The 20,019-nt window shown below is 44.7% G+C and carries 21 protein-coding genes; 13 read left to right on the plus strand and 8 right to left on the minus strand.

The window, feature by feature from the left end; all coding sequences use genetic code 11:
* The first annotated feature begins 227 nt into the window (after positions 1-227).
* Entirely contained in the window at positions 228-1,388 is a 1,161-nt protein-coding gene (locus DESGI_RS14100) for a lipocalin-like domain-containing protein (RefSeq protein WP_006520796.1), read from the plus strand.
* Positions 1,389-1,848: 460 nt separating this feature from the next.
* On the opposite strand, the gene DESGI_RS24630 is transcribed toward DESGI_RS14100, so the two are convergent.
* Positions 1,849-2,004 carry a hypothetical protein gene (locus tag DESGI_RS24630; RefSeq protein WP_157872787.1) on the minus strand — a complete coding sequence of 52 codons (156 nt, stop codon included), beginning with the start codon at positions 2,002-2,004 and terminating at the stop codon, positions 1,849-1,851.
* Between the two features lie 356 nt (positions 2,005-2,360).
* Here DESGI_RS24630 and DESGI_RS14110 point away from each other — a divergent pair, with 356 nt between their 5' ends.
* Positions 2,361-3,707, plus strand: a complete 1,347-nt coding sequence (locus DESGI_RS14110; RefSeq protein ID WP_006520795.1) for a phenylacetate--CoA ligase family protein — start codon at positions 2,361-2,363, stop codon at positions 3,705-3,707.
* A gap of 235 nt (positions 3,708-3,942) precedes the next feature.
* On the opposite strand, the gene shc is transcribed toward DESGI_RS14110, so the two are convergent.
* Positions 3,943-5,817, minus strand: coding sequence for a squalene--hopene cyclase (gene shc, locus DESGI_RS14115; protein WP_006520794.1), 1,875 nt, complete (start codon positions 5,815-5,817; stop codon positions 3,943-3,945).
* A 575-nt stretch (positions 5,818-6,392) separates the two neighbouring features.
* On the opposite strand from shc, the gene DESGI_RS14125 reads away from it, so the two are divergent.
* From DESGI_RS14125 to DESGI_RS26460, 5 genes are all read left to right on the plus strand, one after another.
* Entirely contained in the window at positions 6,393-6,785 is a 393-nt protein-coding gene (locus tag DESGI_RS14125; RefSeq protein ID WP_006520793.1) for a hypothetical protein, read from the plus strand.
* Positions 6,786-6,789: 4 nt separating this feature from the next.
* On the plus strand, positions 6,790-7,398 hold the full coding sequence (locus tag DESGI_RS14130; protein ID WP_006520792.1) for a gluconate 2-dehydrogenase subunit 3 family protein: 609 nt from the start codon (positions 6,790-6,792) through the stop codon (positions 7,396-7,398).
* On the plus strand, positions 7,382-9,013 hold the full coding sequence (locus DESGI_RS14135; RefSeq protein ID WP_006520791.1) for a GMC family oxidoreductase: 1,632 nt from the start codon (positions 7,382-7,384) through the stop codon (positions 9,011-9,013). Before DESGI_RS14130 ends, DESGI_RS14135 begins: the two co-directional genes overlap by 17 nt.
* A gap of 212 nt (positions 9,014-9,225) precedes the next feature.
* On the plus strand, positions 9,226-9,378 hold the full coding sequence (locus DESGI_RS24635) for a hypothetical protein (RefSeq protein ID WP_006520790.1): 153 nt from the start codon (positions 9,226-9,228) through the stop codon (positions 9,376-9,378).
* 45 nt (positions 9,379-9,423) lie between these two features.
* Positions 9,424-9,633 (plus strand): YmaF family protein, encoded by a 210-nt coding sequence (locus DESGI_RS26460; protein ID WP_353740034.1) that lies wholly within the window; start codon positions 9,424-9,426, stop codon positions 9,631-9,633.
* An 85-nt stretch (positions 9,634-9,718) separates the two neighbouring features.
* On the opposite strand, the gene DESGI_RS14140 is transcribed toward DESGI_RS26460, so the two are convergent.
* A complete protein-coding gene (locus DESGI_RS14140; RefSeq protein WP_006520789.1) occupies positions 9,719-10,321 on the minus strand; it encodes a class I SAM-dependent methyltransferase in 603 nt (200 codons plus the stop codon).
* 459 nt (positions 10,322-10,780) lie between these two features.
* Here DESGI_RS14140 and DESGI_RS14145 point away from each other — a divergent pair, with 459 nt between their 5' ends.
* On the plus strand, positions 10,781-11,881 hold the full coding sequence (locus DESGI_RS14145; RefSeq protein ID WP_006520788.1) for a Gfo/Idh/MocA family protein: 1,101 nt from the start codon (positions 10,781-10,783) through the stop codon (positions 11,879-11,881).
* 242 nt (positions 11,882-12,123) lie between these two features.
* On the opposite strand, the gene DESGI_RS14150 is transcribed toward DESGI_RS14145, so the two are convergent.
* Entirely contained in the window at positions 12,124-13,710 is a 1,587-nt protein-coding gene (locus DESGI_RS14150) for a thiamine pyrophosphate-binding protein (RefSeq protein WP_006520787.1), read from the minus strand.
* A 289-nt stretch (positions 13,711-13,999) separates the two neighbouring features.
* On the opposite strand from DESGI_RS14150, the gene dxs reads away from it, so the two are divergent.
* The 4 genes from dxs (at position 14,000) to DESGI_RS14165 (ending at position 17,805) form a co-directional block, all read left to right on the plus strand.
* Complete coding sequence (gene dxs / locus DESGI_RS14155) at positions 14,000-15,892, plus strand: 1-deoxy-D-xylulose-5-phosphate synthase (protein ID WP_041285539.1); 1,893 nt, start codon at positions 14,000-14,002, stop codon at positions 15,890-15,892.
* Positions 15,893-15,958: 66 nt separating this feature from the next.
* The gene (gene uppS / locus DESGI_RS14160; protein ID WP_006520785.1) at positions 15,959-16,738 is read left to right on the plus strand and encodes an undecaprenyl pyrophosphate synthase; all 780 of its coding nucleotides are present in this window, start codon (positions 15,959-15,961) and stop codon (positions 16,736-16,738) included.
* Between the two features lie 122 nt (positions 16,739-16,860).
* Positions 16,861-16,992 (plus strand): hypothetical protein, encoded by a 132-nt coding sequence (locus DESGI_RS26150; RefSeq protein ID WP_006520784.1) that lies wholly within the window; start codon positions 16,861-16,863, stop codon positions 16,990-16,992.
* 306 nt (positions 16,993-17,298) lie between these two features.
* A complete protein-coding gene (locus DESGI_RS14165) occupies positions 17,299-17,805 on the plus strand; it encodes a hypothetical protein (RefSeq protein WP_006520783.1) in 507 nt (168 codons plus the stop codon).
* A gap of 29 nt (positions 17,806-17,834) precedes the next feature.
* Here DESGI_RS14165 and DESGI_RS14170 read toward each other — a convergent pair whose 3' ends face one another.
* Both DESGI_RS14170 and DESGI_RS14175 read right to left on the minus strand, forming a co-directional pair.
* Complete coding sequence (locus DESGI_RS14170) at positions 17,835-18,056, minus strand: hypothetical protein (RefSeq protein ID WP_006520782.1); 222 nt, start codon at positions 18,054-18,056, stop codon at positions 17,835-17,837.
* A gap of 49 nt (positions 18,057-18,105) precedes the next feature.
* Positions 18,106-18,327 (minus strand): spore germination protein, encoded by a 222-nt coding sequence (locus tag DESGI_RS14175; protein ID WP_006520781.1) that lies wholly within the window; start codon positions 18,325-18,327, stop codon positions 18,106-18,108.
* A 173-nt stretch (positions 18,328-18,500) separates the two neighbouring features.
* Here DESGI_RS14175 and DESGI_RS23175 point away from each other — a divergent pair, with 173 nt between their 5' ends.
* Positions 18,501-18,965, plus strand: coding sequence for an Hsp20/alpha crystallin family protein (locus DESGI_RS23175; protein ID WP_006520780.1), 465 nt, complete (start codon positions 18,501-18,503; stop codon positions 18,963-18,965).
* A 2-nt stretch (positions 18,966-18,967) separates the two neighbouring features.
* Here DESGI_RS23175 and DESGI_RS14185 read toward each other — a convergent pair whose 3' ends face one another.
* Positions 18,968-19,228, minus strand: coding sequence for a hypothetical protein (locus tag DESGI_RS14185; RefSeq protein ID WP_006520779.1), 261 nt, complete (start codon positions 19,226-19,228; stop codon positions 18,968-18,970).
* Positions 19,229-19,508: 280 nt separating this feature from the next.
* Complete coding sequence (gene ahbB, locus DESGI_RS14190; RefSeq protein ID WP_006520778.1) at positions 19,509-19,979, minus strand: siroheme decarboxylase subunit beta; 471 nt, start codon at positions 19,977-19,979, stop codon at positions 19,509-19,511.
* Positions 19,980-20,019: the final 40 nt, after the last annotated feature.

The following is a 20,019-nucleotide window of genomic DNA, read 5'->3' on the forward strand; positions in this document are numbered from 1 at the left end:
GAATAGTGAGGTGAAGTAAAAGAATGAATCCCTTTTCCTTTTTTGTAACCTTAAGTTTATTGCTTCTAAGTTCACAGCCCCAGGCAGGATAAAAAATTAGAAGGGAAACCTGCTTTTAGAAATCACTCCCCAACATTTATAGATAATTAAGTCTATAACTAATTGGTTTTGTAACCAAAAATTATATTTCCCCATATCTTAAAGGAATAACTTAAAAGGGTGATCTTATGGGGAAATTTCAACAAAAGTTTAACTCCGGGAAAATTATGCTCCCCGAAGATGCGGGGCCACACCCGTCTTCCAACGTTGAATGGTGGTATTACTTCGCGTTTTTAAAAGGGGATAAGGGTGGGAATTATGCAACAATGGCATCTTTTTTCCGCATTGGAGAGCCAGGGTTGTTTAAAGGCCATTACTTAATTTTTTCCCTGGTAGATTTAGACAGGTATACACACAGGGCCTTTTCTCTTCTTGATAAAAAAGCAGCAGTTTACATGCTGTTCTTTATCCCCTACGATTTGCTTCTTGATCCCTTGGATAAGAGGATGTGGAAACTTGGTTATAATCTCTTGAAACGTAAGCTGCCCTATCCGCACAAGGAACTGGAAAATGTTGATGTACAAAAAATGCCAACCCGCCTTGTTTATGGTAACAATTGCTTAAATTTTGTTAACCGGTCGGAAGATTGTTTTGTTGTTCATTTAGCCGAAGAGGAAGTAACAATCGACCTCAATTTTGTCCCTCAAAAACCCATTGCCTTAGTTGGTGGGGATGGGAAACCAAACCAACTGTTTTATTATTCCTTTCCGCATAACCAGGTGGAAGGGCGTATCAGAAACGGTCAGGTGGTAGAAAATGTAACAGGGACCGGGTGGTTTGACCACCAGTGGGGAAGAAGCCATACTTTAACCTTTAAAACAGGCTGGGACTGGTTTGGGATTCAGTTGAATGACGGGCGAGAATTGCTGATGAACCGGTTTAATTCCATAAAAAATGGCCGTTCATTTCGTCCAATGGCCAACCTCATTGACTATAGCGGGAATGTTTTTTTCACCAGAGATGTTGAGTATTATCCCGTTAAGTACTGGAAGAGTCCCTTTACAAAAGCCGTTTATCCTTTGGAGTGGCAGATCGTTATTCCGGAGTTTTACATGAAAATGAAGGTATCTTATTTTAGTATGCAGGAGGCGCCTATAATCGGGCCTTTACATGCCATTTGGGAAGGTGCTTGCTTTATATCAGGAGAAGAAATGATGATAAACCAAAAGGTGAGAGAAATTTTGGGAGTCGGGTATATGGAATTAGTGGGATACGCTAACGAAATAGATACCGGTATTCAGGTATTTCCGAGATTAGGAGTCGGAATTCGAAAATATTCGAGAAGATAAACCGTTCTCTCATTCCGATTCCTGATTTCTAACTCATGGCTCCTGAGTAGTTACGCAATCTATTACGTATTGGCGTTAATGTTACTATTAAACGGTTTGTTCCAGTTGTCCTACCGATTTCAATTACGTACCGGGAGGCAGCCCTTGGGGAAAAGCATGTGTTGGGAACCTCAATCTATTTTTTTCCAAAAAGATATCCACAATATCCACACCTATAGAATGGCCGTCGTATTCCTTTTTTTAGCCACGTGAGAAAATAAGCCAAACCGCAGCAAAAATCAACAAAAATGTAAAGATACCCGGCCAATTCTTCAAACCTGGCCGGGTATCTTATCGTGCAAATACCCCGAGGCTTTCTGCAGGGTATATACGGAGCATATTGTTATTTCATACTATGACGAAAACCATATTTTTGTTAGTGCTTGCTTCGACATATTTATTTAAATAATGCGGTTAAATGTTAATTTATAGAAAAAATGTTTTTTGCTGTTGCACTTTTTCTACCAACTGAATAGTTTAAATCATCAACTAACACGTTTCCACTGCCCAAGATAGCTAACGTAAACTGCTTTCCTTCCGAATTTATCTTATATAACCTCAATTTTCCTTTTTTCATAAAGTACAACCCCTTGCGAAATGTTTCCGGCGTCTGAATCAGCGTATTTTTTCGCAACGTCGACATAGGGGCCATCCGGCCGATTTCCTTCAGATCATCCATCGGCAACGATTCAAATATTCTCAATGTCGACCGCGCTGTGAAAACCATCCTGGAGCTATGCGAAGATAAATTTAAGCGTACCTCGTCTCTTACAAATAGATGCAATATTATTTTAAGTCACACCAACCTCCCTTTCGGCATACTCTAATGCAAAGCAAAAATCCATAATTTACCATTATATTTATCTGGAAAGGGTCTAATTCAGGGCGACTATGTTGAAGGCGTAATAAGTAAAAGCAGAGAGAGTGAGTGTAATGATTGCTGGTATCACAGATCGGGCCATGCGGTGGTTTGAAAACTACAACTGCTTACCCGGAATTGTAAACAAGACTGCGGGATTTGTCGTGAAACATATCAACAGCGGGAATAACCGCCGCGTTATCAGAAAAATTCAACTCCGGCGGTTGCGCAGCACAGTGCAATATGTTGCCGTTCATTCCCCTTTTTATAGGGAGATGTTTAAGCGGCTTGGAGTACGGCCGGGGGACATCCGCACGGTTGAAAACTTGCAAGAACTGCCCTTTACGACCGACGATGATATCCGAAACTGGAGGAAGTTTCTATGCGTCCCCCAGGACCGTCTTGCGGCCATCTTCGCGACATCAGGCACCACCGGGGAACCCAAAAGGGTTTATTTTAGCTACCGGGAAATGCAAATGTTTACCAACCTTTACGCGTTGACCGCGCGCATGGGTCATGCGGGGAGAGTTGTCGGCTTCATCGCCCTTCCCACCCGGCACGGATTGTGGATTGGGTCCGCCATCGCCCACCGCGCCGTTGAGCGTGCCGGAGGCCTTCCCATTCCAGCCGGGGCGGACAACACAGTGGAGACAATTCAGTGGATGAAGCGTTTCGAGCCAAACATCATTTTTTCCTCGCCTTCTTACATGACGGCGTTAACCCGGAAGGCAGAGCAAGAAGGATACAGGCTGGAAATAGATAAGGTGTTGACGGGTGGGGAACTGCTGACTGAAGAGCATAAAAAATATTTCCACGAATACTGGAAGGCACAGGTATATGATAGCTATGGCTCGACGGAAATCGGCGGCGCTCTAACCATCGCACTGCCCGGTTGTTGCGCCTTTCATTTCAATGACCTCCATTTATTAACGGAAATCATCGACCCCGTTACCGGCAAGCCTGCTGAAGAAGGGGAGTTGGTATTTACAACGCTGCGCAGAGAAGCTATGCCCCTTTTGCGCTACCGGTCCGGTGACCGTGCCCGCTGGGTGGAATGCGGCTGTGGCCTACCGTTCGTCGCGGCCAAAGTTTTAGGGCGAACCGATAAGATGATGGTTGTAGGGGATATGAACCTATATGGCCGGGTGATTTTGGAAGCAATATCGAAAATATCCGGTGCTACCGGTCGAATAGCCATAAAATTGTTAAAGAGTGGAATGACGGACAAAATGGTTTTACGGGTTGAAGGGGACGTCGGGGCCCAAGACGTACGGTTGGCCCTTCTGGAAGCCTACTCGGAGATGGAAACGAACATCGCCAATGGCAATTTAATCCTGGAAATTGAAACTGGAGCCGATCTGGGGTCCCAAATAAAGGCAATCAAAATATTAGATGATAGAAACATTTACTTTCAACAATAACAATCAAATAAGCGACATTATGGCGTATCCTTGCTATTTATTGGGGACATTCCTTATCAGGAGCCAAAAAAGAACGGTTTGTCGTCTCGAATTATTCTGACTTCTGACTGCTTAATTCTTAGTATGGGCGATTACAGGCAATCAAATTAAAAAGTTCTCTTGGATTTTTGGCTATAAAATCCGGATTTTCCCTGGTAAGCAGCTCTATAGAATCATAGCCCCATGTGAATTTTAACTAAATACGTAAATAATGGCTTAGTGCCAACAAAGGCCAAATATAGCGATAGCTATGATAGTGGATATAAAAACCCCCGGGCAAACCTGCTCCTGTGGGATATGATGCTTCAATACCGTTTTTCTCTGTCAAGTGGAGAAGTGCCTCGATACCGCGTAAAACAGCCGGGCTTTCTTTCAATCCGGCAGCAATTAAGGCGTCAAGCGCCCAAGCTGTCTGTGACGGTGTGCTGAAGCCAAGGGGAGTATACTGCAGCACACTATCGCTCAAGCATGACTCGCCCCAGCCACCGTCTGGATTCTGGATAGACAGAAGCCAGTTGACCGCCTTTTTAACGGCATGGTGTTGCGGGGCAATGCCCACTGCCGTCAAACCTGTTACAGCCGCCCAGGTACCATAGATATAAACGACCCCCCAGCGTCCGTACCACGAGCCGTCTGAACGCTGATCTTTAACCAACCATTGCACTGCCTTTTGAACCTGCTCCTGCCGGTGGGACATCCCAGCGTAATTACCCAAAAATTCAAGGGCGCGTCCGGTAAGGTCGGCTGCGGACGGATCGGTCAACACAGACTTTGCTTCAGGCATGGGTATAAGATCCGGCCATTTTTTATTGGTGTTTTTCTCAAAAGCCGGCCAACCACCGTCATCGTTTTGCATAGATAACAGCCATTCAAGTCCGGCTCGCCACGCATGCCCGTAAGTTTCGGAATTGTTCATAGCTTGCCGGTAAAGAGCGCGCAGTGTATAGGCAGTATCGTCGACATCAGGATTAATGGTATTGGAATGGGAAAACCCCCATCCACCCGGACGTCCCTGTGGGTTATGTATTAGCCAGTCACCGTATTTGGTATGTTGTTTGGCCAACAGGTAAAGGGTAGCTTTTTCGATGGCCGGGTGATGAGGCGGTAAACCGGCTTCTTGTAAAGCATATGCTATCATCCCTGTATCCCAAATTGTGGAAGTTGCCGTCTGCAGGTGATAAATTGTACGGCAAGCCATTGCTTTTAAACCTTTTACTGCCTTGGTGATTACCGGATGCCTTTTGTCATACCCCAGGGCCAGCAGGGCAAAAATCATTGGCAAGGTGGTGGTAAAATAACTATAAAGGGTCCCGTCCCATTCCAGTCTGGCCAGCATAAACCGTTCCAATTCTTTGATAGCCAAATCACGAATTTCGTTAAGCGGCAACGGTATTTTTTTTATATGTTTTTCTATTGCTTTTAGCAATGAGCGTGGCGGTTTAAAAGAGGGAACCTGTTTTGATGAAGAAGGGAAAAGATCGGAAAGGTCGGCATCACCCGGCAACTTATGGGCGTAGTTTTTACTGGCACAGATTGAAATGGGTGCCACATGAACTCTGGCATAGCCGTTAAAATCAAAAAAGTTGATTGGTGCCCAGGTAGGAAGCAGCACCATTTCCACCGGCAAATATGGCGCATTCCCCCATGGATAATGCCCGGTGATGGCCAGCATCACCTTGGTATACGAACCCGCTGCCGATAGACCGCCTTTGGCCAAAATAAATTCCCTGGCCCTGATCATCTCCGGGTCGGTTTTTTTCTTGTAACCTGCCAGCAGCAGGGCATAATAGCACTCAATGGTTGCAGATAAATTACCCTCCGGCTCATCGTAAAAAACTTTCCATGCGCCGGTTGGCTCTTGTTTAGAAGCTATTCTGTACGCAAGTTTGTGAATAAGTGTTTCATCGTTCATGCTTAAATGGCGCAATAGAATAATCATGTAAGCATCGGTCAACAATCCGGCTTCAAAACAGTAATACCAGGCCCCGTCTTTTTCCTGGCTATTTACCAGTAAATCGGTTAAATCCCGGATTCTTAACAATACTTTTTCTTGCAAGTTAAGCCCAAGCAATGTAATTACTCCCTTCTATTCCTCTCCTTCTTTCTTAAACTATGCAACTTAAAGAAAAAGGGAAACCTGCTTTTAGAAATCACTCCCCAACATTTATAGATAATTAAGTCTATAACTAATTGGTTTTGTAACCAAAAATTATATTTTCCCATATCTTAAAGGAATAACTTAAAAGGGTGATCTCATGGGGAAATTTCAACAAAAGTTTAACTCCGGAAAATTATGCTCCCCGAAGATGCGGGGCCACACCTTGTTCAAATATTTCTTTATCCAAGAATCCCGTTTCCTTGTTTTTATTTTTAAAATCCCGAAGAAATTTTGTGTACAAATAAAAAAAATAACCATCACAAGTAATGGCTTCAAAATATATATAAAATGGCATACGGTGCGAACGATGACTTATGTTTTCTTAACCATATTATGCATAATGCAAGGTAAATGACACACCATAATTTCAAAAACGGCGGAAAATTATGATGGTTAGATCAAGTTTAAGCCTAAAAGGAAGATTTTAAAAAAAATATAATTTTCCCCTCTGGGAATTAATAATAGCAAAAATAGAAGGAGGATTTAACATGTGGAACGGCTGGCCAATAGCCCGCATTTTACTACTTTTTACCGGCTTGGCCTTATTAATGATCTCCCTACAGGTTACTATTTTTCACTACCGGCAAAATTTCAGGCACTGGGCCATGTACGGGCCGGTGATTGGCGGTCCGGTACTCGGGGTTGGTGCGATATTATTATCCTTTTATAATTTGCCTGTGCTGCGCGGTTTAATGGCGGTTTTATTTTTTGCCGGATTGGCTTTGGGGGTAACCGGTTCCGTATTGCATGTCAATGGTATTGGACAGCGAGTTGGCGGTTACGGTGAATCGCAAAACTTCTTGATCGGGCCGCCCCTGACATTACCGGCAATGGTAGCGGCCATGAGCATCCTGGGTCTAATTGCCTTGTACTGGAGGTAACAGCATGCGAGAAAACAGGACAAGATACCCCGGTTATGACGTGCTTAAAGAGCAGGAGCACTGGGATGACCATAGCCGCGAAATTGTGCTTACAAGATTGGGGCCGTTTCCTAAGCACGGGTTTCTTAATAAGCATGAAGCAGAGTTGATTTACAACATAGCCCAACACATTGTTTATGACAATAGAAAAGAAATATTAGATTATGTACTGTATCACATTGATAATACCCTTGCTTCACCCACCGGTGAAGATCAGCGCAAAGTTGGTGCACCGGAACAGAAAACCCTTGTCCGCCAGGGATTGAGGGCTATTGACCAACTGGCCCGAAAACAGTACGGGGCACCCTTTTTAGAGATTGACGCGCAGCAGCAACTGGCCATTTTAAGCACCCTGCATACGGGAAAAGCCGCGCCGTTGGATGAATGGCAAACCATACCCCAGAAGGAGTTGTTTAAAAAGCTGGCTACGGAAATCACCAGCGCTTATTACTCCCACCCCATCGTCTGGTCGGAAATAGGATACGGCGGCCCGGCTTACCCCCGTGGTTACGTGCGCGTGGAAAAAGGACTTACTGACCCCTGGGAGGCGAAAAGAGATGCCAACGAATCATGATTATGTGCAGCATGATTGTGACCATTATACCGGTCACCGGTATAACCATTTAAACAAGAGGAAGTACGGTGACGGGGCGGATATATGCATTGTCGGCGCCGGCGCTGCCGGCGGGGTGCTGGCTTACGAGCTAAGCAAGGCGGGTTTTAAGGTGGTGGTTATCGAAGCAGGGCCTTTTTGGAATCCACAGACCGACTTTGCCAGCGATGAACTTACCATGCAAAACCTGGCCTGGAACGACACCAGGTTGGTGGCGGGCAACGACCCGCTGGCGATGGGGCATAACAATTCCGGGCGCGGCGTAGGCGGCGGCACCGTGCATTTCACGGGTGTGTTTTATAGGTTTCACGAAAGTGACTTTAGGGTAAAAACCCTGGACGGCGTGGCAGATGACTGGCCCATTAAGTATCAGGACCTGGAACCATACTACGATAAAATAGAAAAAGATATCGCGGTTTCCGGCCCCAAACATTTCCCCTGGGGGTCATTTCAAGGTCCCTATCCCTACCCCCAGCGGGAACCAATCAGCGCCAATGCGCAGATTTTTCGCGAGGGATGCGCCAAGCTGGGCATCAAAAGCACGGTGGCACCGCTGGCCATACTTTCCGCACCCTTTGATGGGCGTCCGCCCTGCATCAACCGGGGGTTTTGCAACCAGGGCTGTAAGCCCAACGCCAAGTTCAGCACTCTGATCCACCATATCCCCAAGGCCATCGGACACGGAGCGGAAGTGCTTAGCGACTGTATGGTGACTCATGTTGTCCCGGATAACAGCGGTAAAGTTGCGGGTATTACCTTTGTGCATGATGGTAAGGAATATTTCCAGAAAGCCAAAGTGACTATAATTTCGGCTTTCTGTATTGAAACGCCCAGGCTCTTGCTGCATTCGGCCTGCCCCCAATTCCCCAATGGGCTGGCCAATAGCAGCGGCATGGTGGGTAAAGCACTGATGCCCCACAGCGGTCATGATATCTTCGCCAAATTCCACGATGAAGTACGCCTGTACAAGGGCACTCCGGTGCTGGCGGTCTCCCAGGACTTCTATGAAACGGATCAAGCACGGGGGTTTGTGCGGGGCTATACTTTCAACGCCCACGGGACAAGACCGCTGGGGCTGGCCAAGAACCTTGTTTCAAAGGCGGGCATTTGGGGCCAAAAACTTTATGACATTATGCGCGATTATAATTTTTATGCCCAAATCACTACGGTAGGAGAAGTACTGCCCAACAACAATAATTCAGTAACTTTAAGCGCTGAGAAGGACGAATATGGGATGCCCAGGCCCGTGGTAACTTTCGGTTACGGTGAAAACGATAATAAAATGATTGCCCACGCAGTTCAGAAAGCCAACGAAATATTGGAGGCCGTAGGCGGCGAGCCTGCTTTTGTCATTGCCGATACCGGCCACCTACTGGGTACCTGTCGAATGGGCAATGACCCGTCCACTTCCGTGGTCAATGGTTTTTGCCGCAGCCACGATTTACCGAACCTGTATATATGCAGCGCCGCCGTTTTTGTTACTTCCGGGGGATGCAACCCCACGGAAACGGTGATGGCCATCGCCGCCAGAACGGCGGACCATATTATTGATGAAGCAAAAAAAGGTGCCTTTTAGTAACACCTTCCATCCGGGTTACATAGGATAAACCGTTTATCCTGCTGGTGTTTGGCACAGGGTTCTTTGGATATGGCGGAGTTTATGATAAATAATTAATTTTTGGGCAAGCGCTCCGTAAGGGGCGCTTTTAACGTAACGGTAACATTTAGCATGATTGTTGAATATTATAATTTATAATTCTATAAACTTGTGAACGGAGGTATTGTTTTATGGGTTACGGTTTTAGACCTGGAAAGCCCGGATACGGTCCTGGATATTTTCCAGGTTTTGGGTTTGGGGGATTTCTTCCCTTGCTATTGCTGTTTTTGTTTTTCGGTTTCCCGTTCTTTGGCGGCTTTTATGGAAGCAAGAAACAAAAATAATAATTTGATGATTAGTACTCTCCTGTTTAACACCCCCTTAACGGGGTGTTTACTTTTTTAATAGATTACCTAAATTTGCAGCATGAAAACCTATCAATATATGTAACAATTTCCCTTTATCCAGCAGGGCAACGCACCCATGTCCACCAGTATTATAATAAGACCAGTTTTGATGACGGACACACCCATAGCTACAAAGTATTTACCAGCCTGGAAATACCAACCAAACCCGGTTTCCATGTACACCGTTATTAGGGCATCGTTATGTTAGCCGGGGACCCCTTGCATATACACAGATTTGTGGGGATAACAGCCCCGGCGCCGGATGACGTCAATTAGCTTATTTCCACATGCAAATGGTAAAATCGCCCGGTAGATAATTGCAGTCCAGAATATGCTTTGAAGTTAAGGTATCACAGTATTTATCCATAGCAAAAGGGTCAAAATAGCAATATTGAGGGTTTTTAAATAAGGAGTAAAAACTTAGCATATTAAATGAAAAGCCATAAATACATTTGTTAAAAAGTTTTCTAATCGCGCTTTTAATTTTTTCCGTATGATTTTGACCCCAGGGTATCGTAAAGGCCCCACTGGCAAAAATAAAACCATATTTTTTTTTATTATTAAAGAAATTTTGGCTTGTTAAGAACTGGTTTTCAGGAAAACGGGACCGGTTTTGTTCCAGGAATTCTTCTATGATATCCACGCCGGTATAATTATTACTATAGCCTTTCTCTTGCAGCCATATTAAGAAGTGAGCAAGACCACAACCAAAATCGACGATACTTTCTTTTTTTAATAATTGTTTATCGAAATCTTTTGTTAGTGCTTCAAACCTTTTTAATTGTTCTTTAGAAGAATTCCACCCAAGCGATTGGATGCTATTACCAAAAGTATAATACCGTGATTTATAAAAGGATTTTACATGCTGGTAATTATCCATAAAAATCTCCTTTTTAGGTAAGTTAATTGATAAAAATACCTGGGTAAATTAATTTTACCCAGGTATCTTATCGTGAAAATACCCTTATTTTTATACCATAATACGTAAAATAAGCAATTTTGCTACATGTTTTTTATCTTGCAAAAAATGATTTCACCCTTATTTGTATAATCTCTGAGGCTTTGGGATCACTTAATATCAGCAAGATTAGGATCAGGAATAATAAGAAGGGATTAGCTTGTAAACTTGGCAACACTGATCACCCCCATAAGGAATTTACACTAATAGATAGCTTTTTTTATGTTATTTCAATCAAATGTTATTTGTTACTAGTAATTGCTAATTTTGATCCTAATCTTTACTCACCAGCCGGTCCGGTCAGGTTTAATTCATGTCCCTCAAAATAGATAAGCCTACTTTGGGACATGCTAACTATAATAGCAACACGGGGAGTGAAATATGATGCATAAGCTTAAAGTAGGCATTATTGGCGTGGGCATGGCCTTTGAGCGATTACACTATCCAGCTTACAAACAGCTGGCGGACCGTTATGAAATTGTTGCCCTTTGTGATCTGGATAAGGAAAAAGCCCTTAACTGGGCAAATCGCCTAAATTTACAACAGGACAGCGTATATACCGATTTTCAAGAAATGCTGACCAGGAAAGATTTAGATGTTATAGACATCATGATGCCCATAGAGCTAAACTATGAAGTCACCGAGGCCGCAGCTAAACGTATGGCTGGTCAGCGAAAAGGAATCATCTGTGAAAAACCGCTTGCTCCTACCCTGGAACAAGCTATGCGTGCCAAAGAATTGGCCCCAAAATATAATATTCCGATTATGATTGCAGAAAACTTCCGGTATAACCAGGAAATTGATCTAATCAGAGACTTGGTACGCACCAAGCGTGTTGGTGACGTCTGGTATTTCGTGCAAAACCGAGTGGTGAATTTTCCGGAGGATATGCTAAAAAACAAGTTTCCAGCCAAAGAATGGCGTCAGCATCCCGAATTTCCGGGCGGCGCTTTTACTGACACCGGGGTGCACGATTTGGCTGGTTTACGACATATTTTCGGCCCTATTGACAGCTTACAGGCCTTTGGGCGCCCCCAGACCGCTGATTTTGCACCCTATGCCGTTATTAATGCTAATCTGCTCTTTAAAAGCGGGGTTACCGGAAACTTTAACTTTTTCTGCGCCGGCAAGGAAATGCAGCACCCGTTGATTGGCCTGCGAATATTCGGCACCCAGGGTATGATCTACCTGGAAGAAAGGGATTGCGGCACTATTAATTTAGCCTTTAACGACGGTCGTCAGGAACAAATTCCATACGAGGTGCAAAAGGGTTATTACAACGAGTTGCTAAACTTTTATAACGCTCTCACCGGCATCGAGCCGATTAGCGTAACGCCGGAGATGGAATACGGCGATTTAAAGACTGTTCACGATGTCCTCAAATCTATTCAAGAAAAAAGAATTATTTCAGTAGACGATAGTGACAGCTACCATCCGCCTTACCAGCAACCTCCAGTTAACCAGGCACATATCCTGCAATAAAGGAGAAACCTGTTAATAACAAGATGAAATGCTCCCTCGTAAACAAATAGTCAAAAGAAGTTCGGTTGTTGAAAGCTTTATAACCACCGAACTTCTTTCAGGTAAAAAGCTAACTTTGAAGCAAGTTCTTAATTCAGGGGGAGATTAAACTCCCCCTGAATTTTAGAACTGCAAAATGCATGACTTAGTTGGCGTTGTACTCCCACTTATAGAAGTGGGAGACTTACGCCAAGTTAGTCAGGTTAAATAAAACCAGGCTTATAGTCGCTTGAAATAACATCTACTATAACAGGCCGTTCAATCGCCATTGCTTTAATAAGCGCATCCTGGAGCATTTCCGGCTCTTCCACTCTGATTCCCTCAGCCCCGCACGTCACGGCAAATGCGGCAAAGTCAGGCGCTTTAACATCCACTCCAAAAGGCTTCATCCGCGCCTTTTCCATTCGATGCTTCTCCAGTGCATACGTTCCGTTATTAAAAATGATTATAATTATAGGTAAAGAATAGCGAACAGCAGTTATTATTTCTTGCATGGTCATTATAAAGCCGCCTTCGCCCGTTAAAACTATAACCTTTTTATTAGGATAAGCTACCTGTGCACCCAAACCAAATGGTAATCCGCCGCCCATGCAGCGCCAATAGTCAGAAATGATTACCTGCTGCCCCCGGGAAATAAATCCCCGGTCAAACCAGTGCATAAACGCGCCTGAATCAATGGTAATAATGGCGTCTTCCGGAATAATATCATTTAAAATCGACACCGTTTTTTGCGGTGGAATAGGCTTTCCTAAAAGATTTCCTTCCTTTCTGATCATATCCAAATAGGTATCATGGCATTTTATTATTTCTTGCTGCCAGAGAATATCCGGTATAGAGTTAGACAACCCTTCCAATAGTTTGTCCAAAATTAAGGCCATGTCTCCTGTTAGAGGGACCGGTCTTAGCTGGTGGGCCAGATTCTGTGGACGGGTATCAATTTGCACAATTTGGATATTGGGCGGTATAAAACTATGTTCGTAGGGGCTGGCCCCGATTAGCAACACGCAGTCAGCCTGATTTAAAATGGGAGGGATATGAGCTTCACCCAGCCCGCCCGGCAGGAGATTTTCTGCGCCTGGATAAATTCCCCCGGCCCCTTGGGCCGGGATAATTCCCGCCCCGATGCGACCTGCCAATTGAAAAACCTTGTCTTTAAAAGGAATGGCAGTTCTACCAGCAATAATAACCGTTTTTTTACAGGAACCTATTACACTTAGTGCTTCTTCTATGTTTCCGGAGATACCCGGCGGATAAGGGCGGCCAAGTTTAGGAATGTCACTAACGTTAGCAGGGCTTAAAAATATATCTTTGGGTATGGAAACATGGCAGGGCGTGTTATCGCCAACAGCCTTTTCCATAGCAACTTTAAAAACTTCCACTACTGACTCCGGCCTGGTGAGCAGCATAGTAAAACCGGTAATAGAAGCAAAAAGCTGCTGCTGGTCAAAGTATTGCTTAACATTGGTAGAGATTTTGGCAGTCTCAACCTGGCCCGTGATGACCAGCATGGGCACGCCGTCCCGGTAAGCGTCCGCCATGCCGTTTACCAGGTTTAACGCACCCGGACCTTCGGTGGCCAGGCATACACCCGGCCTGCCCGTGACCCTGGCCTCTCCGCAGGCCATAAAAGCAGCCCCCTGCTCGTGGGCCGTGCTATAGAATTTTATCCGGTTCTGGTGGTTAAGAGCATGCATAAATGGCAGTATAGCATCTCCCGAAACGCCGTAAATGTTCTTAATACCCCAGTTAGCCAGTGCTTTTAGGATCAAGGTGGCAACTGTTTCACCCATAGACAAACCCTCCAAGGTAATGAAGTATTATGTTAAGTTAAATGGGTAATAATTTCTTATTTAATATTTCCAAGGATGGTTTATTCTAACCAGTGCTTTTAAGTATATGGATTTTGCATACTGTAAATGGTAACATCTTCAACTTCATTTGAATACTATGAACTATGTTAATTTTAAGCAGGAATGAATCAAAATGACACCTGTACCAATTAGGAGAGATTTTTTTACCGGGTACGGATGTGTTTTTAAAACACGGTGCATGTACAAGGAAGTTATGGAAGGTGAAATAGTGGCAGGTATATTGCAAACAATTACTTCTCCCCGGGATTTAGGCAACCTTTCCCTGCGGGAAATGGAACAACTGGCCCGGGAAATCAGAGAGGAAATTATATATACGGTTTCCAAAAACGGAGGACACCTCGCCTCAAATCTCGGAGTAATTGAACTTACCCTGGCCTTGCACCGGGTTTTTTCTTCTCCCCGGGATAAGCTAATCTGGGACGTTGGCCACCAGTGCTACACCCATAAGCTTCTTACCCAACGCCGGGATCAGTTCCATACCCTGCGTCAATTCGGAGGTATCAGCGGTTTTCCCAGACCACAAGAAAGTGAACACGACGCTTTTGGAACCGGACACGCCAGTACCAGCATTTCTGCCGGTATAGGCATGGCCATAGCTAGAGACTTGGATGGGGAAGATTACACAGTAGTACCGATTATCGGGGACGGTGCCATGACCGGGGGCATGGCCTTTGAGGCCCTCAACCATGCCGGTCACTTAAAGAAAAACTTAATTATCGTATTAAATGACAATGAAATGAGCATCTCTCCGAATATAGGCGGCTTAGCCTGTTATTTTAACCGCTTGAGAACCGACCCCATGTACTACAGGAGTAGAGACGAAATCGAGCAGCTTTTACGAAAAATACCCCCTATCGGCAATACTATCCTCAAAGTTATGGACAGATTAAAGGACAGCCTAAAATACCTTGTTGTTCCCGGTATGCTTTTTGAGGAATTAGGTTTTATATATTTAGGTCCGGTTGACGGGCACGACCTGAAAAGCCTTATCTACACCTTAAAACAGGCAAAGTCTGTTAAGGGGCCGGTGCTGGTTCATGTCATTACCCGTAAAGGAAAGGGATACCGCCCCGCTGAAGAAGACGCCGATAAATTTCACGGCATAACCTCTTTTAACGTATCCGACGGTAAAACTACGCCAAGCAACAATATCCTTACATACACGGAAGTTCTTGGAAAAACTCTTTTAGAAGAAGCAGCTAAAAACAATAAAATAGTGGCCATAACCGCTGCCATGAGCAGCGGAACCGGCTTAAAAGAATTCTCCGTACAGTACCCGGATAGATTTTTTGACGTCGGCATAGCGGAACAACACGCAGTGACTATGGCGGCGGGCATGGCCCGGAGGGGTTATAAACCGGTTGTAGCAATTTATTCAACCTTCTTGCAAAGAGCCTATGATCAGATTTTACACGATGTTTGCCTGCAAAATCTCCCTGTGGTTTTTGCCATTGACCGGGCGGGCTTGGTCGGGGATGACGGGCCTACCCACCACGGTCTGTTTGACTATGCTTATCTTCGCCCAATACCGAACATGACGATAATGGCAGCCAAGGACGAAGATGAGCTGCGCAGTATGTTTAAAACGGCGCTGCAACACCAGGGTCCTTGTGCCATTCGTTACCCGCGGGGAGCAGGTATCGGTGTTCCCTTGCATAAAGAGCCCCCGGTAATCCCCATTGGCAAAGCAGAAGTTTTAAGGGAAGGCCAAGACATTGTATTAATTGCCGCGGGAAACTGCACCTACCTGGCGGAAAGGGCGGCCCAAAACCTGGCTTCCTTGGAAGTTAGGGCCACGGTAATCAATGCTCGTTTTATTAAGCCACTGGATGCTGAATGCATTTTACATTACTGCACCTGGACGGGCAAAGTGATAACGGTGGAAGAACACGTGCTGGGCGGCGGGTTCGGGAGCGCCGTATTGGAATTGCTTAACGAGTCCAATGCGGGAAGCATTAAACTGGAAAGGATAGGTATACCGGATTGCTTTGTAGAACACGGCCATTCGGAAAAACTAAGAACTAAATACGGGTTAACCGTGGATTACCTTGTAAGCAGGACCCTGAACATGTTAGGTGTTCGCAAGGGCCGTTCAAAATGATTTTTTGATTCTGAATGTTGGAATTCTTAAATGGTCAATTAAAATATTAGTGAGGCGTGTATCTTTATGAATAATAAAATTGCTAATTTAACGCAAGCCGTTCAACTGAATGAGCAGGATTTATTGGCATCTATCGATCGGCAAAAATTGCCCGGGCATATTGCTATTATTATGGACGGTAACGGCAGGTGGGCGCTTAAGCGGGGACTCCCCCGCTCTTTGGGGCACCTTGCCGGGATGGAATCCCTCAAAGATATAGTGAATATTTGTTGTGATTTAAAAATCAAGGTGTTGACAGTTTACGGGTTCTCCACGGAAAACTGGAAAAGACCTCAGCAAGAAATAAATTATCTGATGAATCTGACAGTTGAATATTTAAATAAAGAAATTAATGAATTATGTGAAAAAGGAGTAAAGGTTAACTCCATCGGCATTTTAAAAGAATTGCCTCAATCAGTTCAGGACATAATAGCTAATTCTGTTGAGCGAAGCTGTAATAATAGTGGATTAATTTTTAACTTGGCCCTGAACTATGGAGGGCGTGTAGAAATAACTGATGCAGTTCGCGCTATCGCCGCAGCTGTTGAAATGGGATGTTTAAAAGCCAGCCAGGTTGATATCCAGACGATAACAGATCACCTGTATACCGCCGGCCAGCCAGATCCGGACCTGTTAATCCGGACCGCCGGTGATTGTAGGATCAGCAACTTTTTACTTTGGCAGTTGGCTTATAGCGAAATCTGGTTTACTAACGTACTGTGGCCGGATTTTCGACGTCAGCATTTACTAAGCGCTCTGGTTGATTATCAACGGCGGGAGCGTCGCTTCGGAGGTTTACAAAAATAAAGAGTAAGACAATTTTGGGGCGAAATGTAACAAAGTTTAATGATATATGGTAACAGTTTCCTAACTGGTTTCATATTATAAACTGGGAAAAATAAAAACCCTAAAAAGGAGGGCATGTATTAATGGGTTATGGTGGTGGAGTATCTGTACCGGGCTATACAAACTTTGATGGTAGTTTCATTTTATTCTTGATCCTGATATTGCTGGTATTCGGCATGGGGTTCTTTGGATTTGGTGGAGTTTACAGCAAGTAATTAATACTTGCCGACATAGGCGCTCCGTAAGGAGCGCTTTTGTTTTACTTTAATTTAAACGTAATAGCCTTTGCATAATTTCCCAATGGCAACATTTAGTATTATAAAAGCTATGTCTCAGCTTAGCTTAGAAGGGACATTGCCGGTTTGACTAACATAACATTATACAAACAAGAGCGATAAGCTTAAAAATAATAATGTTTTGGTGATATAGTGGGTAAATTCCGAAGGTTATGGCAAAAATTTTTTAGTTCTGGCCTCGAAGTCGGCGAAATTGAAAAAAGGTTGTTCACATTAGAGGAGCGTTTGCGACTCCTCGAAGATCAATGCGGACAAGATCGGGACGGGTCTGAATCTCCTCCGGTGATAGTAGAGCGGCTTTGTATTGATAAGTTGATAGTAGATAAAGTGGAATTGAACAATAACATCGGATCCGTGGAGATAAAGGAACTGGGAGGGGCGCTTAATATCGGGGCTAATTATGGTTGGGGGTTTTCGCCCCCGGGAAACGGACCGGGGGAAAAATCGATGTATCAGTCCGGAAACAGCGAAGTAAAAAAAAGGCCGGCCAAAGGGGCGGAGCGGGAGCAGGTGGCAAGATCCAACAAAAAAGAAAAAAAACGGGGTTCAGGAACACCGGATAGCGAACATGAATGGAAAGGAGAGTCGGGATCGTCGCACCGGGAAGACGGAACGTGTCGGTGGGAATCATTCCCGCCTGCCGAACCAGGAAATAAAAAGTACCCCCCGCATGGGGCCGGCCCCAAATATAATATTATTTTTAAGGAATTAAAAACAGAGACTAGAAAGTAATCCTTTGGCATCAGAAGACCAATCTAAAGTCAGGCATCCGGTGCTTCGGACCACATGTCAAAGATATCAGGGTCGTTGACAAAATTAAAGCGACTGGCAATGGTATTTCGGTCGCCGTTGATCCGCCCCAGGGCAGCATTGGATTTGCTGCGGGTTTTCCAGCCTTCAACGCTGTTTTCTCCGTAAAAAACCCCCGCGTTTTGCTGGATAGCTGATATGATAACTTTTCCCAGGCATATTTCCGTTCTCATCGTGGACCTCCTTCTTATTCAGACAGCCTGTGTTACTGGGAACCGTCTGTTACTTGGTACAGTTCATGTCTTGCCAGTCAGAATCGTTAACGTTAAACGATGCTTCAGTCAGGGTACTGCCATCACCGTTTAGTCGTCCGAAACCGCTGTTCATTTTATGATAAGTTTTCCAATCAATAAAATAATTATTGCCGATAGCTACTGCCGATCCTGTATCCACTTCTGCGATCCGTATGGAATGTATGTTGATTTGCATAGCAAAACCAGACACGTTTTATCCCCTTCCTTATTGTTTTCCCTACTTCATACTATGCCTTGTTTGAAGCAACTGTGTCCGGCGAAGCCCAATGTGTTCGTATATATATTCAATGTCAAAAACGTCTCCGAAAGTGCTTCCGGTGACTAACAACTGCATATATTGTTACTAGCAAGGAGGTATGGTTAATGGGCGACAAACACGATCCTTTTGAAGTTTTAAAGCACTTTCCCCAATTTGATGAAAACTTTTTGCGGGACCTCGCTAGTTCTGGCTGGAATAACCCGGTAGACGTTTTAAAAAACTTGGGCCGTGGCAAATGGCCCCCTGTTGATATAGTTGAAACCCTCAACGAAATAATAATAACCGTTGATATACCGGGTCTAAAAAGGACCGACGACGTGAGGGTGGAAGTTAGGGGGAATAATTTGACACTGAATGGAGACAAGGTTACGGACACCGGAACCTTGTCGAATAGCAGGATACATAGGCAGGAGAGACAGTACGGCAGGTTCAGCCGCACCATCTCACTGCCGGTAGCGGTAAACGGTAAATACGGCCGGGCTACTTACCGACAGGGTGTTATGGAGATCAGGTTCTCCAAGCTTTCCGACGACCAGGCGGAGACATTGAAAGTTAACTTTTACGAGTAGCGTTAAATAACTTCTAGATTGGAACCGGCAGTATCTCCCCCTAAGATAGAATTGGTTTGAGGAGCGTCTATGAGATCCGGGTCGTTGATAATATTGGACCCTGAAGGAACCCAGTTCAAGTTGCCGCTGATCTGTCCTACCGAATGATTACTTTTGGCAATGAAGCTCCAGCCGTTGGTAACGTTTTTGCCCTGACTCATAAAGGAGTTGTTGCGAAGGCTGTTCACTTTTATAATACCACCGTTGAAAATGGTTACAGCCATCTGAGTCATCCCCTTTCTTTTTTAATATTAATTTATGCTCTAACCTTAAGATTTGACTCTTGCTCCGTAAGGGGCGCTTTTATTTTACTTTAATTTAAACGCAATTATATTAAAGATTTCTCTTGGATTTTTGGCTATAAAATCCGGGTTTTCCCTGGTAAGTACTATAATCCAGGGGTTTCATGCGTTATCACCGGATATTCCGGTCGGTGACTTCGGCGTTACGCCTTCAATCAAGATTTAAATGATTATTTTACCGCCTTGGTGTCTCCTTTCCTTATTAATCTAAAAAATACTTCATGCTACTCTTTTTCAATTCCCTGGTGCTGAACAGCAGCTTATATTCCTTGATACCTGTTTCGGCAGCCAATTTAGCCGCTGTTTTTTCGCAATCCTCCCGGCTCTGACCGTGGAGCACGGTAAAAATGGTATAGGGCCAGTCCGGCCGGCGCGGCCGCTGGTAGCAGTGAGAGACCTGTTCGTAGGCGGCCATAGTACGGCCTACCTCGGGCGCCTTGTTCTCGGGCACGTCCCATACCACCATGGCGTTGGCGGTGAAACCCAGATCCTGGTGCTTTAAAGCAGCGCCGAAACGCCGGATAATCCCTCGCCGGATCATGACCTTAATGGCATCTATTAATTCTTCCTCGGCCAGACCCACTCGCCGGGCTATCTCCAGGTAGGGCATTTCCACAAGCGGCAGGCCGGCCTGCAGTTCCCTTACTATTTTTATCTCCAGGTCGCTTAACATGACGTACTCCTTAAAGTGAGTGTCCTAATTTCGCAATATA

The organism is Desulfoscipio gibsoniae DSM 7213, assembly GCF_000233715.2.
In the GTDB taxonomy this organism is placed as follows: domain Bacteria; phylum Bacillota; class Desulfotomaculia; order Desulfotomaculales; family Desulfallaceae; genus Sporotomaculum; species Sporotomaculum gibsoniae.